The sequence below is a fragment of the Bacillus sp. CFBP9009 genome (assembly GCF_036541465.1).
Taxonomy (GTDB): domain Bacteria; phylum Bacillota; class Bacilli; order Bacillales; family DSM-1321; genus Peribacillus.
In genome coordinates this window covers 710,748-728,757 of the sequence record NZ_JAZHFU010000003.1, presented here as the reverse complement: position 1 = coordinate 728,757, position 18,010 = coordinate 710,748, and the positions used below count along the sequence as shown (strand labels likewise).

General features: G+C 41.2%; 17 protein-coding genes. All 17 read right to left on the bottom strand.

The window, feature by feature from the left end; genetic code table 11:
* Window positions 1–33: 33 nt before the first annotated feature.
* The 17 genes from tdh to yfmF all read right to left on the bottom strand — a co-directional run bounded on the left by tdh (window position 34) and on the right by yfmF (window position 17,880).
* A complete protein-coding gene (tdh, locus tag V3595_RS12920; protein WP_485907594.1) occupies window positions 34–1,074 on the bottom strand; it encodes an L-threonine 3-dehydrogenase in 1,041 nt (346 codons plus the stop codon).
* A gap of 210 nt (window positions 1,075–1,284) precedes the next feature.
* Window positions 1,285–1,659, bottom strand: coding sequence for a hypothetical protein (locus V3595_RS12915; RefSeq protein ID WP_485907528.1), 375 nt, complete (start codon window positions 1,657–1,659; stop codon window positions 1,285–1,287).
* Window positions 1,660–1,689: 30 nt separating this feature from the next.
* Window positions 1,690–2,556: a 2-oxoacid:ferredoxin oxidoreductase subunit beta gene (locus V3595_RS12910; protein ID WP_057278380.1), complete on the bottom strand. Its 867-nt coding sequence runs from the start codon at window positions 2,554–2,556 to the stop codon at window positions 1,690–1,692.
* The gene (locus V3595_RS12905; RefSeq protein ID WP_485907526.1) at window positions 2,543–4,300 is read right to left on the bottom strand and encodes a 2-oxoacid:acceptor oxidoreductase subunit alpha; all 1,758 of its coding nucleotides are present in this window, start codon (window positions 4,298–4,300) and stop codon (window positions 2,543–2,545) included. The genes V3595_RS12910 and V3595_RS12905 overlap by 14 nt, the downstream gene beginning before the upstream one ends.
* 217 nt (window positions 4,301–4,517) lie before the next feature.
* Entirely contained in the window at window positions 4,518–5,453 is a 936-nt protein-coding gene (locus tag V3595_RS12900) for a dipeptidase (protein ID WP_485907524.1), read from the bottom strand.
* Window positions 5,454–5,587: 134 nt separating this feature from the next.
* The gene (gene spoVS / locus V3595_RS12895) at window positions 5,588–5,848 is read right to left on the bottom strand and encodes a stage V sporulation protein SpoVS (RefSeq protein ID WP_029281188.1); all 261 of its coding nucleotides are present in this window, start codon (window positions 5,846–5,848) and stop codon (window positions 5,588–5,590) included.
* Window positions 5,849–6,022: 174 nt separating this feature from the next.
* Window positions 6,023–6,820 carry a TIGR00282 family metallophosphoesterase gene (locus V3595_RS12890; RefSeq protein ID WP_485907522.1) on the bottom strand — a complete coding sequence of 266 codons (798 nt, stop codon included), beginning with the start codon at window positions 6,818–6,820 and terminating at the stop codon, window positions 6,023–6,025.
* A gap of 151 nt (window positions 6,821–6,971) precedes the next feature.
* The gene (gene rny, locus V3595_RS12885; protein ID WP_063231807.1) at window positions 6,972–8,531 is read right to left on the bottom strand and encodes a ribonuclease Y; all 1,560 of its coding nucleotides are present in this window, start codon (window positions 8,529–8,531) and stop codon (window positions 6,972–6,974) included.
* A gap of 353 nt (window positions 8,532–8,884) precedes the next feature.
* Window positions 8,885–9,931, bottom strand: a complete 1,047-nt coding sequence (gene recA, locus V3595_RS12880; protein ID WP_063231808.1) for a recombinase RecA — start codon at window positions 9,929–9,931, stop codon at window positions 8,885–8,887.
* A gap of 346 nt (window positions 9,932–10,277) precedes the next feature.
* Window positions 10,278–11,510 (bottom strand): competence/damage-inducible protein A, encoded by a 1,233-nt coding sequence (locus V3595_RS12875; protein WP_307262640.1) that lies wholly within the window; start codon window positions 11,508–11,510, stop codon window positions 10,278–10,280.
* 22 nt (window positions 11,511–11,532) lie between these two features.
* Window positions 11,533–12,117 (bottom strand): CDP-diacylglycerol--glycerol-3-phosphate 3-phosphatidyltransferase, encoded by a 585-nt coding sequence (pgsA, locus tag V3595_RS12870; RefSeq protein ID WP_034313524.1) that lies wholly within the window; start codon window positions 12,115–12,117, stop codon window positions 11,533–11,535.
* Window positions 12,118–12,282: 165 nt separating this feature from the next.
* Complete coding sequence (locus V3595_RS12865) at window positions 12,283–13,182, bottom strand: helix-turn-helix domain-containing protein (protein WP_098370968.1); 900 nt, start codon at window positions 13,180–13,182, stop codon at window positions 12,283–12,285.
* Window positions 13,183–13,199: 17 nt separating this feature from the next.
* Complete coding sequence (locus V3595_RS12860) at window positions 13,200–13,991, bottom strand: DUF3388 domain-containing protein (protein ID WP_034313530.1); 792 nt, start codon at window positions 13,989–13,991, stop codon at window positions 13,200–13,202.
* Window positions 13,992–14,231: 240 nt separating this feature from the next.
* Window positions 14,232–14,489 carry a DUF3243 domain-containing protein gene (locus V3595_RS12855; protein ID WP_101224701.1) on the bottom strand — a complete coding sequence of 86 codons (258 nt, stop codon included), beginning with the start codon at window positions 14,487–14,489 and terminating at the stop codon, window positions 14,232–14,234.
* A gap of 80 nt (window positions 14,490–14,569) precedes the next feature.
* Window positions 14,570–15,295: an elongation factor P 5-aminopentanone reductase gene (gene ymfI, locus V3595_RS12850; RefSeq protein WP_241591249.1), complete on the bottom strand. Its 726-nt coding sequence runs from the start codon at window positions 15,293–15,295 to the stop codon at window positions 14,570–14,572.
* An 18-nt stretch (window positions 15,296–15,313) separates the two neighbouring features.
* Window positions 15,314–16,600 carry an EF-P 5-aminopentanol modification-associated protein YfmH gene (gene yfmH / locus V3595_RS12845; RefSeq protein WP_485907519.1) on the bottom strand — a complete coding sequence of 429 codons (1,287 nt, stop codon included), beginning with the start codon at window positions 16,598–16,600 and terminating at the stop codon, window positions 15,314–15,316.
* The gene (yfmF, locus tag V3595_RS12840) at window positions 16,600–17,880 is read right to left on the bottom strand and encodes an EF-P 5-aminopentanol modification-associated protein YfmF (RefSeq protein WP_485907517.1); all 1,281 of its coding nucleotides are present in this window, start codon (window positions 17,878–17,880) and stop codon (window positions 16,600–16,602) included. The genes yfmH and yfmF overlap by 1 nt, the downstream gene beginning before the upstream one ends.
* Between the last annotated feature and the right edge of the window lie 130 nt (window positions 17,881–18,010).

Below are 18,010 nucleotides of genomic sequence, written 5' to 3'. Positions count from 1 at the left end.
TGCAGATATTGCAATTTCCACCTTTTCTGATGTTTAAGGTATAAGGAGAACCTTACCACACTGACCTTTGATCATCAGTTCAAATCCCTTTTCAAAATCGCTAAGTGAATACCGGTGGGTAATCATTGGTTTTACATCAACCTTGCCACTTTCAAGCAGACTTGAAACCTGTTGCCAGGTTGAAAACATCTTCCTTCCAGTTATCCCTTGGACAGTAAGACCCTTGAATACTATATCCTCTGTTATATTAAGCGTGACGGGCTTAGAAGGCAGACTTAGAATTGATATTCTTCCACCATTCGTCGCCATCTTAAACCCTTGTTGGATAGCTGCAGGATTACCGCTCATTTCGCAAACAACATCCACCCCATCCGCACTTGTGAGGCTTTTCGTAATTTCCAATGGATCCTGTTTAATTGAATGAATGAGGTCTGTAGCACCCATCTTTTTGGCAAGCTGAAGTCGATAATCATTAATATCAAGAGCGATTACTTTATCAGCACCTGCGGCCTTTGCTACAGCAATCGCCATAAGCCCAATTGGACCACAGCCGATTATTGCCACCGTTTTACCCAGCACCTCGCCAGCTAGCACTGAATGGACTGCATTACCCATCGGTTCTTGTATGGTAGCTATATCGAGTGGCATATCACTTGGATTTTTCCATAAATTTTTGGCTGGCAAAGCTATATACTCTGCAAAGCACCCTTGTTTATCAACACCGATAATGTTAGTTTTTTTACAAATATGGAATTGACCGGTTAAGCACTGCCTGCATGTACCGCAAACTATATGTGTCTCGGCAGATACACAATCACCAACCGAAACATTGCTGACACTTGCTCCTATCTCGATTACTTCCCCAGCAAATTCGTGCCCAAATACGTATGGTGGACTCACTCTTCCCTGTGACCATTCATCCCAGGTGAAAATATGAATATCCGTTCCGCAGATCGAGGTCATTTTCACTCGAATCAAGACCTCGTCATCACGAATATCCGGTATATCGACAACTTGTAATTGTGCCCCATAACCTCGGTGGTGTTTGACTACGGCTTTCATTTTTCCTCTCAACATGTACACTCCCCCTGAACTAGGGCCGCTACTTCCATCTTCCTTAATATGTAAAGATATGAAAAACTAAATAAAAAAATACCATAAACGCTTTTGTACCGGCTGGGGAATTCGTACATTTTTGTTAAATGGGTCATGTTTCTATAGCATCTTGTCCGCTCTCGAATAAGATATCTTGTAAAACAAAATTATGAAGGAGTGACTTATATGTCATGTGGATGCAATAATCATGATCATCATGATCGGGACCGCGATCGGGACAGAGATAACGATAGAATCGCAGACGATTTTTGTCGTGCTGTGAGGGGCTGTAATAGGCGCGACAACGATCGGGATCGGGATCGGGACCGCGATCGGGACAGAGATCGGGACAGAGATAACGATAGAATCGCAGACAATTTTTGTCGTGCTGTGAGGGGCTGTAATAGGCGCGATCGGGACCGTGACCGTGATCGTGATCGTGATCGTGACCGCGACCGCCATTGTTGCAGAAGGAATCGTTGCAATTTCTTCGGATTCTAATTTAGAGAGTATAGTGATTCTCTCTACTTGAGCTTTCCAATTAATTACAAAAAAAAGGTTCACCCCATCATTAGGGGTGAACCTTTTAACTTTTTACATAAATTCAGCAACAAGCTTATCAAAGTGCGCTTGATCCAGTGTCAGATCTGATTTATTTAACGCTTTTTCAGCATACCCTGGCACTAATTCCTGGTACGAAGGGCGTGAAGAGTCTTGATAAATAATCCCTGTTACAAGGCTGTCATGTTGCATCAAAGTCTGCATGGCCTGTTCTTTATTTGATGAATCATAGCCTTCAATCGTGTTCAATTTAGTCAAGTTTTGTTTAAACCAATCATACGTATTGATTTTATTGTATGTTACGCAAGGAGAGAAAACATTGATAAAGGAGAACCCTTTATGGTTTATCCCTGCTTCAATGATCGCCGTCAGGTCTTTCAAGTCTGTGGAAAAGCTTTGGGCGACAAACGTAGCGCCAGCTGATAATGCTAATTCCATAGGTGAAACAGCCTGTTCTATTGATCCTTCCGGAGTAGATTTCGTTTTAAATCCAGCAGCGGACCTAGGAGAAGTCTGGCCTTTTGTCAATCCATATATTTGGTTATCCATGACAATATACGTAATGTCGATATTACGGCGGATCGCATGGATGGTGTGTCCCATCCCGATTGCAAAACCATCTCCGTCACCGCCTGAAGCTATAACGGTCAATTCACGATTGGCCATTTTTACTCCTTGGGCAATTGGCAGTGAGCGGCCATGGATGCCGTGGAAACCATATGACTTGATGTAACCGGAAATACGCCCTGAACAGCCGATACCGGAAACAACAGCCAAATTCTCCGGCTCCAATCCCACATTGGCTGCCGCACGCTGCATGGCAGCCTGAACGGAGAAATCTCCGCAGCCAGGACACCAGTTAGGTTTTACATCATTCCGAAACTCTTTAAACGTTGCCATATTCGAACATCTCCTTGCATTGTGTGTGAATTTCATGCGGGAGGAATGGGTTGCCATCATATTTTAGGATGCTTTTAATTTTATTAACATGTCCGACATTCATCTTGATGATATTAGCCAATTGTCCAGTCGCATTATTTTCAATAACTACTACTTTCTTAGCACTTTGCACCAATGATAGGACTTCATCAGCTGGGAAAGGATGAATCAAACGGATTTGCGCATGATTCACTTTCATTCCATCCGTTTCTAACCGGCCGATCGCTTCATCAATCGTCCCGCGTGTTGAGTTAAAGCCAAGAATTAATAAATCCGCTTCTTCATGCGGTGTGTTTTTGTATACTGGTGTTTGGAATGTGTTAGTTAAATTATTCAGCTTACGCATCCGTTTATCCATTTGCAATTTACGATTCAAAGCCGTCTCGGAAGGTCTGCCCGTTTCATCATGTTCAACACCAGTAACATGGTGAATTCCATTTTTCATACCAGGCACTACACGCGGTGAGACTCCATCATCCGTTACTTCATAACGCTTGAAGTAAGATTTGTCTTCAGCCTCTTCAATTTCAAAGTCCACCAATTTCCCGCGTCTTATCTCCACTTTGCCGTAATCAAGCGGCTGAACCGTTTGTTTACCTAATGATAGCTGTAAGTCGGATAGAACGATAACTGGACATTGATATTCCTCTGCAAGGTTGAATGCTTCCGCCGTATCATAAAAAGCTTCCTCAACAGTACTCGGAGCCATGACGATTTTAGGTATTTCACCATGTGTACCATAAATCATGGCCATTAAATCGGATTGCTCCTGTTTTGTAGGAAGTCCCGTAGATGGACCGCCACGCTGGGTATCGACGATGACAATTGGCGTCTCGGTAATGCCGGCTAAACCAATCGCTTCCATTTTCAAGGAAAGTCCAGGTCCAGCTGAAGCTGTGATGGCACGTACACCGCCATAGTTTGCACCGATTGCCATTGTAGCCGCCGCGATTTCATCTTCAGTCTGGATGACCGTTCCTCCAAATTGAGGAAGTTTTTTAATTAAGTATTCCATAATTTCCGAGGCAGGAGTAATCGGGTAAGCTGCCATAAAGCGGCAACCGCCTGCAACTGCACCTAAAGCGATAGCATCGTTTCCAATCATGAACATGCGTTTTTGGCCGTCTGCCTTTTCTAGCTCCATTGCGCCCAGTTTTTCTCCAAGCAACACTTCCATTGCCTTATAGCCAGCAGTAATGGCATCCATATTCTTCTTAACGATTTCTTCACCCTTACGGCCGAATATTTCATCAACCACATCGTTGAATACGGAAATTTCCATGCCTAGAACAGCACATGTCGCACCGATGGCGACCATATTTTTCATTAATGATGTTCCTAATTCGGCTGCTATTTCCGTAAAGGGAACAATATATAATTCTGCCTTTGTATCTTCTGGGCAGACAGGTTTGAATTTTGCATCTGCAATTATGATGCCACCCTCATGTAATTCTTTATAATTGACGTCAATTGTTTCTTGGTCAAAAGCAACTAAGATGTCTAAATCATCAGAGATAGCACGAGTTTCCGTAGTACTTACACGAATTTTGTTATTCGTGTGTCCACCCTTGATTCGGGATGAGAAATGACGGTAGCCATACAAGTAATAACCTAAGCGATTGAGGGCAATACAGAATATTTCTCCTGTACTTTCAATACCTTCACCTTGTTGTCCGCCAACTTTCCATGAAAGTTGATTGATCATGTCTTACACTCCTTTAGGACGTTCGTATATAAATGCATTTAACCGCACCTCTCTTCAGAACATTAAACTATGTATAATTAATCGTTCTAATTTAGGAAAGGTGTACTAAACGCTTTCAATTCTATCGGTTAAATCATTAAATTGCAACCCTTTTGCTTTTATTTTTTATATTTTCAGAATATTTATTCATATCTATATAGTAAGAATTGAAAATCACTTAAGATATTTCCTTTTCAAGCGGAAAATTACGAGTGAAATTATCAAAAAGTAGACCTTTTACAAACTCACTGGGATAAAGCCTGTTCAGTTCATTGATTAGGTTATGATAATCCTTATATGACATTAAATTTTCTACCATATGATCGATTCCATCGAAGTCAGACCCTAATCCAATTTGTCTTTCCCCGCCCAAACTGCATATATGCTCTATATGTTTCAAGATATCCTTTATCGTAGCCGAATCACCATTTGCTAGAAATTGCGGGACAAAAGTTACGCCGATCACCCCATTTTTCTGCAAAAGGGCTTTTATCTGGGTGTCTTTTAAATTTCGCGGATGAGGACAAAGATGATAAGCATTCGAATGAGAGGCAATTGGGAACTTCGCCAACTTTAGGGTGTCCCAAAATCCAGCTTCGGACAAATGGGATAAATCACACCAAATCGACTTCTCATTCAATAGAGCGACCACCTCCGTTCCAAATCCTGTCAAGCCGCCCCCTCTTGTTTCTAATGCCCCATCCGCTACCAAGTTAGCGTAATTCCAAGTTAGACCTACCGAGGACACTCCAAGATGAATAAGGGTTTTCAGTTTCAACAAATCATTCCCAATGCAATCGCACCCCTCCAAAGTTAGCATTGCACCGATTTCCTTTTCTTTTAAAGATTCGATGTCTGCCTTGGTCTTTATAAATTTCATTTCCGGCTCTGATAAAATCTTTTCATGAAAAATATCCACCATCGCCAAAGCCGCTTGAAATCTCATATCAGGGTGGACTTTTTCAGGAATATATATTGCAAAACATTGGACTTTTCCCCTTTCATCCAATAACCCCTGCTTTGTTATATGTAATTTATCACTATTCGTAAAAGAAATATCCGGATCGATGAACATCTTCATCAGCACATCACAATGTGCATCAAAAATCTCCAACGTAATCCCCCTTCCTGTACCTTTTTTATGATTATATATTCCATTATAAAGGGACACTGGTCTTTCGTCATTTGGATTTCACGACAAAAAAGAGCCTGCTCGCCATCCGACAAACAGGACACCCAAACATGAAATTATCTTGGTTCAATGATTAGTTTTATTGCCGTTCTCTCTTCGCCATCAATAAGTATATCTGTAAAGGCAGGAATACAAATCAAGTCAACTCCACTAGGTGCGACAAACCCTCTTGCGATTGCTACTGCCTTGACGGCTTGATTTAACGCACCTGCACCGATTGCTTGAATTTCGGCTGCTCCTCTTTCCCTGAGCACTCCCGCTAGTGCGCCTGCTACAGAATTAGGATTAGATTTTGCTGAAACTTTTAATATTTCCATTCCTAGTCCTCCTTGTTTTCCCTGCCGATTCTAACTTGGCTCAATAGTTATAACACTTTCCACTGCTACTATATTCATCAAGTAAAACTTGTATGACAAAGAAAACCGGGATTGTACACCATTTATTAATTAATGGAAAAACGGATGGCCAGTTTTACTGTCCATCCGTTCGAATCAATGATAAAAGGGATGATCTTCGTTAATCAGTATCCTTTCTATTTTTTTTGCCTTGCCAGTTTTATCATCAATTTCAAGGAGAACCCCACTTAATAGGGTCCGCCCCTCTTTTGGCACTTCGAAACGAACAGGAAGGCTAGTTAGGAACCGATGGATGACTGCCTCTCTTTCCATACCAAGGATGCCATCATATGGTCCTGTCATGCCTACATCTGATATGTAAGCGGTGCCTGCAGGTAATATACGGTTATCGGCTGTCTGGACGTGTGTGTGTGTACCGACAACGGCTGTAACCTTCCCATCCAGGAACCACCCCATAGCTTGCTTTTCACTTGTAGCTTCTCCATGAAAATCGACAAAGATGATTGGTGTTCTTTCTTGAGCCTCCGCTACGAGTGCTTCCGCCTTTTTGAACGGACAATCCAAAGCCGGCATGAACGTTCTCGCTTGCAAATTGATGACCGCTATTTCATACTGGTTCAATTTTAAAAATTTCATTCCTTCTCCAGGTGCCCCGTCTGGAAAGTTCGCAGGACGGACGAGATATTTCGCTTCATCAATAAAATTGAAGATATCACGATTATCCCATGTATGGTTTCCCATGGTCACCGCCTGCGCTCCCCATTCTAAAAAACTGCGGTAAATCTTTTCAGTAATTCCCCGGCCACTTGCTGCATTCTCGCCATTGATGACCGTGATATGCGGACGATACTTTTCTTTTAACTTAGGAAGGTATTCTTGGATCATGTCACGACCAGGAGACCCCACTACATCTCCAATAAATAGCAATTTCATTGTAAAATCCTTTCTAGATTCACCTAATATATGAATTATTCAAGTATGTATTGTAACATAATTTGGAGTAATTATAGGAATTACGCTTAACGACTAATATCGGAAATAGAAAAAACGAAGTGGTTTGCACCACTTCGTCTTTCATTAACAATTATTTGGCGTATTCGACTGCTCTTGTTTCACGGATGACCGTGACTTTTATATGACCTGGGTAATCGAGCTCTTCTTCAATCCTTTTCCGGATATCACGTGCGAGTCGATGGGCCGAAAGATCATCGATCTGTTCTGGTTTCACTAGAATCCGCACTTCTCGTCCGGCTTGAATCGCAAAGGATTTTTCCACTCCATCATAGGATTCGGAAATTTCCTCAAGTTTTTCAAGTCTTCTAATGTAATTTTCAAGCGTTTCACTTCTAGCTCCCGGTCTTGCAGCTGATAATGCATCAGCGGCAGCCACAAGCACTGAAATGATGGAAGTTGGTTCCGTATCGCCATGATGTGAAGCGATGCTGTTAATGACAGTTGGATGCTCTTTATATTTGGTGGCTAATTCAACGCCAATTTCGACGTGACTGCCTTCCACTTCATGATCAATCGCTTTCCCAATATCATGCAGTAAACCTGCACGGCGGGCAAGAACTTCATCCTCACCAAGCTCAGCGGCCAGTAAACCTGAAAGCTGTGCCACTTCAATTGAATGTTTAAGTACGTTTTGCCCATAACTGGTACGGAACTTCAAACGTCCTAGTATTTTGATGAGATCTGGATGGAGACCGTGAACTCCAACTTCAAAAGTTGTTTGTTCACCAATTTCACGAATATGTTCATCTACCTCACGTCTTGCTTTGTCAACCATTTCTTCAATACGAGCCGGATGGATCCGTCCGTCCTGAACAAGTTTCTCAAGAGCCAAGCGTGCCGTTTCCCGTCTAATTGGATCGAATCCAGATAAAATGACAGCTTCAGGAGTATCATCAATAATAAGGTCAATACCTGTTAGCGTTTCTAACGTCCGGATATTTCGTCCTTCACGTCCGATTATCCGTCCTTTCATTTCATCGTTTGGAAGATTTACTACAGAAACGGTGGTTTCTGCAACATGATCAGCCGCACAACGCTGAATGGCAAGAGAAAGGACTTCTTTTGCTTTTTTATCAGCTTCTTCTTTGGCACGGGTATCACTTTCTTTAATCATAAGCGCTACATCGTGAGCCAGCTCGTTTTCCATTCGGTCTATAATGATTGCTTTAGCTTCTTCACGAGTTAAACCGGAAACACGTTCAAGCTCTGTTTGCTGCTTACGAACCGTCTCGTCCACTTTGCTTTCCATCTCTTCAATATGCTGTTGTCTTTGGTTTAGAGAATCTTCTTTTTTCTCCAAAAGGCTTTCACGTTTGTCTAACGTTTCATCCTTGCGGTCCAGATTCTCTTCTCTTTGCAATAACCGATTTTCTTGTTTTTGTAATTCGTTCCTTCTTTCACGGGCTTCCCGATCCGAATCGGCACGAACTTTATGAATTTCATCTTTTGCTTCCAACAAGGCTTCTTTCTTAAGTGCTTCCGCTTCACGTTTTGCATCCTCAAGGATGTGTTCTGCAGAGCCCTTTGCCCCTGCTATTTTACTCTCAAATTTTGATTTGTGAATAAAATAACCAACAACTGCACCGACGATTAGGCCAAGCAAAGTGAAGATGATTGTCATGGGTTCCATCGTTTCACCTCCCCTTGCTATGAACTTTTTACATAAAATGTTGAACTGTCGGCAAGTACATTGCACATAAATTCAATATACAGCACTTAATTTTCAAAATTTTAGTTTGAAAAATTGTAAAATATACATATTAATTGTATAGTTGAGAATTTTTATTGTCAAGCGTTTGTCCCTTATGTATCAATGATTATTCAAGTTTTCTTAATATTAACCATCATAATGTACAGCATTCATTATGGAAGAAGTCTGTAAATCTGATTTCAATGCCATTTAATCCTCTTAAAATTTCGCACTTTTCTCAAAATATATAGAAAAGGCCTAAGCGAACAAGCTTAGGCCTTTTCCAAATACCATTAATCAAGCAATTCAAAATGCTCTTCTGGTTCATTTTCTTCTGGTGGTAATTCATGCTCTCCATCGAGATTATAGTGATCTCTGATTTTCTGAGAAATTTCCTTAGCAATATCCTGATTTTCTTTCAAGAACAGCTTCGCATTTTCGCGGCCTTGTCCGACACGCTCTTCATTGTATGAATACCACGAGCCGCTTTTAAGGACGATATCAAGATCTGCACCCATATCGATGATTTCACCTTCCTGGGAAATCCCTTGACCATACATAATGTCAACTTCCGCTTGACGGAATGGTGGAGCAACCTTGTTTTTTACAACTTTGATTTTGGTTTTATTACCGACAATTTCATTTCCTTGTTTTAGTTGTTCCGCACGGCGCACTTCCAGACGAACAGTTGAATAGAACTTCAATGCCCGGCCTCCCGGAGTCGTTTCAGGATTCCCAAACATAACACCGATTTTTTCACGGACTTGGTTAATGAAAATGGCAATGGTATTTGATTTATTAATGGCACCAGACAGTTTTCTTAGTGCCTGAGACATCATCCGGGCTTGAAGACCCATATGGGAATCTCCCATTTCGCCTTCGATTTCAGCTTTAGGAACAAGTGCTGCCACCGAGTCAATAACAATGATATCTACCGCACCACTTCGAACTAACGCTTCAGCGATCTCTAAGGCTTGTTCACCCGTATCAGGCTGTGAAAGCAGTAACTCATCGATATTCACACCAAGTTTTTCTGAATATGCTGGATCTAAGGCATGTTCGGCATCAATGAATGCAGCCGTGCCGCCAGTCTTTTGTACTTCTGCAATAGCATGTAATGCAACAGTAGTTTTACCGGAGCTTTCAGGTCCATATATCTCAATGACCCGGCCTCTTGGATATCCGCCCACTCCCAATGCTACGTCCAATGCTAAAGAACCGCTTGAAATCGTTGAAATCCTACGATCAGACTGTTCCCCAAGTTTCATAATGGAACCTTTACCAAATTGTTTTTCAATTTGTTTTAACGCCATATCTAAAGCCGCTTGACGATCACTCACTCAATTTCCTCCTCTATATTCAAATAATCGGCTGTCCGATTAAAGTTGTACTTACGTTAGCAATTATTTGAGATCAAGGTTTGTATCCTGTCTCAAAACCTATCTTTACTATATACTCTTTTTACTATTTTGCCAAGCAAAAAGTCGAACATTCATTCGTTTTTTTCTTTCGGGATATTCTTTGTAAAAAAGCGTTTTATCTTAAGGAAATCTCCATTTCCTTTCACTTACTCCCTAAAAAAAACATTTTCATTGAATTAACTTTTTCTTTTTTCCCTATTTTTCAAGAAACAAACTTCTCAAACCAAATAAAAAGCAGAGCTGTAAAAAGCTCTGCTTTTAGCGTTTATAAATCCCTTAATAGGTAGTGACAGCCGTACTTCACACTCCGAATACGGTTTTGCGCCCTGCTTCCGGAAAGATTCAACTCCTTGAAATGAGTGTTCCCATCCCGATAGGAAATGCCAATGAATACTGTCCCTACAGGCTTGCCTTCTTGTTCATCCGGCCCTGCAACACCCGTAAAGCTTATGCCTACATCCGCATCGAGCTTGCTCCGGACATTAGAGGCCATTTCCATTGCACACTCACCGCTGACCACCCCATGCTCAGATATCGTATCATCACTGACGCCGAGGACATTCGACTTCGCATCATTCGTATAGCAGACAATTCCGCCTTTGAAGACTTTACCGGCACCCGGGATGGTTGTCAGCTGTTCTTGGAACATCCCTCCGGTCAAGCTTTCAGCTGCCGCGATTGAAAGCTTGCGGACCGTTAATTCTTTTACAAGTTCCTTTATTAGCGAAGTATTGTCACTTCCATAATGGAACTTGCCGACCCTGCTGAGAATTTCTTTTTCCGCTTCTAAAATAAGCTCCTCGCATTTTTCTTTAGAAGAGTCTTTAGCAGTGATCCTTAACGTCACTTCCCCTTCAGCTGCCAGCGGAGCAATTGTCGGATTCGTTTGATTGACAAGGAGATCTTCAATCACCGTTTCCAGTTCGGCTTCACCTATACCGTAGAACCGAAGAACCTTGGAATCGATCCGTTCATGCTTTTCCAATTTATTCATGATCTTTTCATAACCATAACTTAAAAACATCGGCTCCATTTCACTTGGTGGACCAGGTAGAAGCATATATGTAATGCCAGATTTGGACAAGACCATTCCCGGTGCCATGCCATGATCGTTTGCCAACACTTCACTGCCTTCTAAGACAAGGGCCTGCTTTTTGTTGTTTTCCGTCATCGGCCGTTCCCGTTTTTGGAAGTAAGCTTCAATGGATTGCAAAGCTTCATCATTAAAAACGAGCTTTTTCCCTATATGGCGAGCAATCGTTTCTTTCGTTAAATCATCTTTGGTAGGACCAAGTCCACCGGTAAAGACAATCAAGTTTGCCCTCGATTCAGCGATTTCTATAGCTTGTTGTAAACGGCGGTCGTTATCCCCGACCACAGTATGGTAAAAAACGTTGATCCCCATTTCCGCAAACTGCTGCGATAAGAATCTTCCATTAGTGTTATTGATTTGTCCTAAAAGAAGCTCTGAGCCCACTGCAATGATTTCTGCATCCATCTTTTCAAAACCACCATTCGTTTTACTTTGAATTAACAAATACTTCTTTGTTTTTTATAAAATAATCCAAACCTGACCAGATTGTAAAGATTAATGCAATCCATAACGCGATATTAGCAAATGGAAGTGAAATCAGGGCAAAAGGAAGGTTATGCAGCAATAATGCCGAAATAGAAACAATTTGTGCCCATGTTTTAATTTTACCAAGCTGGTTCGCTGCAACCACTTCCCCTGTACCCGCTAACACCAGACGCAATCCGGTGACTGCAAACTCGCGACTTATGATTACGATGGCAATCCAAGATTGGCCGTACATTAAATCTAGATCAACCAAAACGATCAAGGCAGCCGAAACCAGAAGTTTATCAGCCAATGGATCTAAAAATTTCCCTAAATCAGTAATCATATTATATTTTCTGGCAAAATGGCCATCGATCCAATCCGTAGTGGAAGCGATAATAAAGAGGATGGCTCCAGCTAAGTGCGCCACTGGCAAACTGTATTCTCCCCAAGTCAGCGTTCCCCATGAAAAAGGAACGAGCATGATGATTAAAAATACGGGTATTAAACAGATTCTTGCTACTGTAATCTTATTAGGCAGATTCAAAACTTTTACCTCCAAAATTTACGCCTGCCATTTGGGCAATGCGTCTTAGATCTGAAATAATGCTTATATGTATAATTTAACTCAAAATCCAATCTTATATGCCGGGTAAACCATTTCCCGTCGCCTTACTATTATATAGAGCAAAAATAGTCATCTAAAAGATGACTATTCGGCTTTCGTAAATTGTATCGTAACCAATTGCGTATTCACTTCAGTCGGTGAAATGGAATACTCCAGCTTCTCATCATTCACATAAATCTCAGTTTCATAAGCTCTGCCTATATTGATGACAGCTTCTTTTTCATTGGTGAAATCAATTACCTGGCTTTTGTCCTTGTCGATAGTGCCCTGGAAAAGTAATTTACCTTCACCATTTTTTATGCCGACCCATGGTGAGCCTTTGGAGGTCACCTTTAATTTAAAGGTATCGGTATTTTTTAATTCATACGTACTATTTTTACCGCTGGAACTGGTGACTGCAAGTTTTTGCTCTTTCTTTTCATCTTTGACAACTGCATCATCTTCATTCTTCTCATCAGATGAATCAGATTTTTCTTCATTCTGTTTTTGGTCTGCATTCTCTTTTTCTTCGTTAAACCCATCACTTTTATTGTAGCCCACGGCTTCATTCTCTTTAGCGTTCTTTTTATCATCATTATCCGGGTTACTCATATAGTTCGATACCAGCACCCAAATCAAAACGGCCGCACCAATTACTAAAACGACTGCCAAGATCTTCGGTAACATTTCTACAACCTTCGAATCCCCTGCCGGTATCGTTTTTCTGGATTGGACCCTTGAAAGCTGTTCTGGCAATTCCTCGCTATAGACCGATGGTATTTCACTCTTATATTGTTCGAAAATCTCTTCTGAATCCAGTCCGACCGCTTCACAATATTGCTTTATGAATGCCCGTACATAAAACTTTCCAGGCATCATACTGTAATTTCCCTCTTCAATGCCAATGAGGTAACGCTTTTGAATCTTTGTTAATTCCTGCAAATCTTCTAAGCTAAGACCTTTGGCTTCCCTAGCTTCCTTTAATCGATTACCTAACTCAGTCAAATAAAACACCTGCCATTTTAAAAGTCAAAGGAACCAAAATCGGACCCTGAAAACTGGTCTTTTTGGTCGACAACTTCATATGTTATTTCTTCTTCAGGATTGTTTCGCAATTCAATAATATAATCAAAGTCTTCGAGGGTATACTCCGTATTTTGGACAAAAACATCCGGATGTTCGATTACTTTGACAGCATCAAGCCTCATTATTTCGCGAATCAACTGCCAATGACGCTCATTTGCACGGCGAGTGGAAACAATTCCATCTAAAATGAACAAATTATCATTATTATATTCATCCTCAATAAGCTGACTGCGGATAGTCTGCTTTAAAAGGGTCGATGACACAAACAACCATCTCTTATTAGCACATACACTCGAGGCTACGATGGATTCAGTTTTCCCGACACGAGGCATCCCTCGTATCCCGATCAATTTATGCCCTTCCTGTTTAAACAGCTCGGCCAGGAAATCGACAAGCAAGCCCAGTTCATCACGGACAAACCTAAAGGTGTTTTTCTCATCGGCATCGCGCTGAATATAACGTCCATGCCTGACTGCGAGGCGATCACGCAATTTAGGTTCCCTCAGCTTAATGACCTTTATCGTATCCATCGTACGGAGAATTGACTCGAATCTTTCTATATTACGGCTGTCTTTCGCCAACAAAAGTAAACCACGCCTGCCTTCATCGACCCCGTTAATGGTGATGATATTAATGGAAAGCATACCCAGAAGGGATGAAATATCCCCTAACAAACCAGGACGGTTGACTTGGATTTCATATTCAAAATACCATTCTTTATTATCCACGATAACACTCCTTAAGCCTAAAAGCTTTTACCCTACTCAGGGGCAAAAAACTTATCCATCGTAAATTTCAAGGTCTGAACACTTTATATTAATTGTCTAGCTTCTATAATATAGCATTTCTTGATAAGTTAAAAGGAAAAACCCTAGAAAAATATTCATTTTTATATAAGAGGATAAATAATCATCCACTTAAATCCAAAAGGCCCTGTTATTTAATAACAGGGCCTTTGGAGGGATATTTTACTTCGTTCCATTGTTCTCGACTAACTTGACCATGACACTTGCCATGGCGTGTTTTTCTTGATCGCTTGCAACAGACCAAAGATCAGCAAGCACTTTCTCTTGATCATTCTGGGGCTCAACCTGATTAGCCAGGTAATCACCGATTTCGAAAGCCAAGTTGTTAACAGCGCCTTCTGACAAGCCTTGTTGTTCACCTTGATGTAATCTGTCGCCTAAAAAGTTTTTCCATTGATCCCAATTGTCCAGTACAGACATGAATGGTCACCCTTTCCTTCAAAATAGTACATAGATATTTTGTGAAGGAACCGAGGAAATTATACATGTCTTTAAAAAAATCATGTGTACCATCCGCCATTTACGCCTAAAATTTGCCCGGTTATATAGGATGACTTGTCGGAAAGCAAATAGTATACGGCCTCCGCGACTTCTTTGGAATGCCCCATCCTGCCCATCGGGATATCGCCTTTGATGATCTCCAGATCTTCTGCACTGAAAGATTCGAGCATGGAAGTGGAAATCGCACCGGGGGCAACGGCATTCACCCGGATTCCATTAAGCGAGACTTCTTTGCTAAGCGCCTTGATAAAAGCATTTTGACTGCCCTTGACCATTGAATATAATACTTCACAGGATGCACCTGTCTGCCCCCAAATCGATGTGACCGCAACGATGGCAGCCTGTTCTTGGTACATAAGCTTTGGAAGCAGTTCCTTTGTTAATTGGAAAGGGCTCGTTACATGCAGCTGCACCATTTCATTAACGATTTTCTCATCCATGTCTGATATTAGCCCATAATAGCTATTGCCACTATTGAGGACGATTGCATGGAGGGCAAAGATATTTTCCGCCAATTTCTTGTATCCATCCGGTGCAGCCAAATCCGCTTGAACCGGAATAAGTTCAACTTGATGGGGCTTCAGTTCTTCAATCAGTTCAAGTATCGCTTCTTCATTGCTGTTATAATGTAAATAAAGTGAATAATTCTCCTCGGCGAGCTTTATAGCGATTTCCCGGCCGATTCCTCCACTGGCTCCAGTAATAAGGGCAAAACGTTTCCCCACATTCGAGCCCCCTTTATATTATTTAGGAAGTACCTGACAGACTGTCATCCGTTCATCGGATATTAAGTCCTTGGCGACCTCCCTGATATCTTCGATCGTTAGTTTTTCCAATACTGATACAACATCGAACAAGTTCATATCATTGAATGCATATCTGGTGAATTGATTCGCTATATATTCCGGTGAATTCAGAGAACGAAGGAAAGAACCGATTTTTTTCTTGATTGTCCTTTGCAAGCTTTCTTCATTCAGGCCGGTTCCGGCTTTTGATTTTTGCAGGATACCAAATAAAGACTCCGTCAACTCATCAGGTTTGGCACTGTCCCCGCCAATTAACGCAAACCCAAAACCTTGTTCCTGTGTATAATCATATGAGAAGCCTTGATCGATCAACCCTTCCTCATATAGTTCCTCATGCAAAGGTGAACTTTTGCCGAACAGCATTTCCAGATAAATATTGGTTGCCAATTCCCTTTTCAAAAGCTGTAAACCGGATTGATGGACATTAATCGCCTTGATTCCCAGCATCACTTTTGGTGTCTGGACATTCATTCTTAAGACTTCCTTGTCCTTGGCAACGATTTCCGGCTCTTGGTCAAACTTACGTTCCACCTCAGGTTGTTCGTTGTACCCTTTATTATTTTGATTATCCCGGATCAGCTTCATGGTGCTTTCGACATCAACCGGTCCTACAACGAATAGGAGCATGTTGCTAGGATGATAAAACGTATTATAACATTCGTAAAGCATATCCTTCGTAATATCTGCAATGGATTCCACAGTACCGGCAATATCGATTTTCACGGGATGCTGATGATACATATTGGCTATCGTTCCGAAATATAATCGCCAGTCCGAATTATCATCATACATATTGATTTCCTGCCCAATGATTCCTTTTTCCTTCTCTACCGTCTTTTCCGAAAAGTAAGGATCCTGGACAAAGTCGATTAAGGTAGTTAGATTCCTATCGAAATCGGACGTGCTGGAAAATAAATAAGCTGTACGAGTGAAAGAAGTAAAGGCATTTGCAGATGCTCCCTGCTTTGAAAATTGCTGAAAAACATCTCCATCTTCCTTTTCAAAAAGCTTATGTTCAAGAAAATGGGCAATTCCATCAGGTACTTTAGTGAATTCCGTTTCATTCAAAGGTTTGAAATGGTTGTCGATCGAACCATAATTCGTCGTGAAAGTGGCAAATGATTTATTGAAGCCACTTTTCGGAAGAATATACACTTCTAGGCCATTATCCATTTTTTCATGGAAAAGTTCTTCTTTCAATTGAGTGAATGCTATTTTTTCCATTACCCTTGCACCTCCTCTTCCGTTAGGAAATAAATCGTATCAAGCTGAATCTTTTGACCAACTGCAATGATTTCTTCCTTTGTCGTCCGCTCTGTGTTTGCAAACCACTCGTCGAGTGATATATCCTGCCCGGAAACCACATTATGATATAAAATTTCCACAAGTCCTCTCGAAACATCAATGGTTTCAAGTAGTTGATTCTTAACGACCGCCTTTGTCTGTGCAAGCTCTTCTTCGGAAAAGTTCCCTTGCTTCATTTCCTTCATTTGTGCATGAATGATATCCAATGCCTGCTTGTAGTTGGCATTTTCAATGCCGGCCATGACCATTAATAGACCTTTATGACTTTCGAGCCTCGAAGCTGCATAATAAGCAAGGCTGGCTTTCTCCCGGACATTGATGAAAAGTTTTGAATGTGAAAAACCACCAAAAATCCCATTGAAAAGCTGAAGTGCATAATAATCCGGATCACCGTAGGCAACTTGGGTTCGATAACCGATATTCAATTTCCCTTGCTTCACATCAGAATTCTCAATGATTTCTTTTTCCTTCTCCACTACCTTGCCCATCTTCCCTGGCAGTCTCACAGGCACTCGTTCTTGCAATGAAACATACTTGTCAGCCAGAGCCTGCACTTCCGATTCATCGATGTCACCGATTACATATAAATCGATTTCATCCTCCGCCAGCACTTTTTTATAATAGGCGAAAAGGGACTCAGGAGTTATCGTTTCCAAGTCTTGTAGATTACCGCTCGCATCTAAAGCATATGGTTCGTTTTTGCACATTTCCTCTACAAGGCGTATAGCTGAATATCGCATTTTGTCATCGGAAATGGATTGAATCCGTTGTTTTAATGAACGGATTTCATTGGAAACCGTTTTAGAGTCAAAGGCTTCGCCATTCTTCTTCGGATTAAAGATCACCTCTGATAATAACCCAAAAGCCTTTTCGAGAAGCGGGGTTGAATCACTAAGGAATTTTTCATTGACGATATCGATCGTAAAACTTAAGATTTGATATTCGCCTTTTTTAGCTACATCGACATAAAACCCTGCTCCATATAAATCATCAAGATAAGATCGAAGCTCAGGTGTTGTAGGATATTTACTTGTATTGCTTTGTAACACATATGGCAGCAATGCACGATATGTAACGTCCTCTTTTGTCAACGGTGCTTTCATCTTCAGCACGAGAGTATTCGTTTTATATTTATCCGTCCGGACCACATGAAGCTTGTAGCCGCTTTTTTCCGTAATTGTATCGGAAGCAATAGACATGAATAATCCTCCTCATTATATAGATCACCTTTATTAGCTTATTGTTTGTATATTGGAACCCTTTTAAACATCTACTTAAAATATACATGTGAAAGGAAAAATCATGCAAGTTACAGCTACTTTTTTTGGT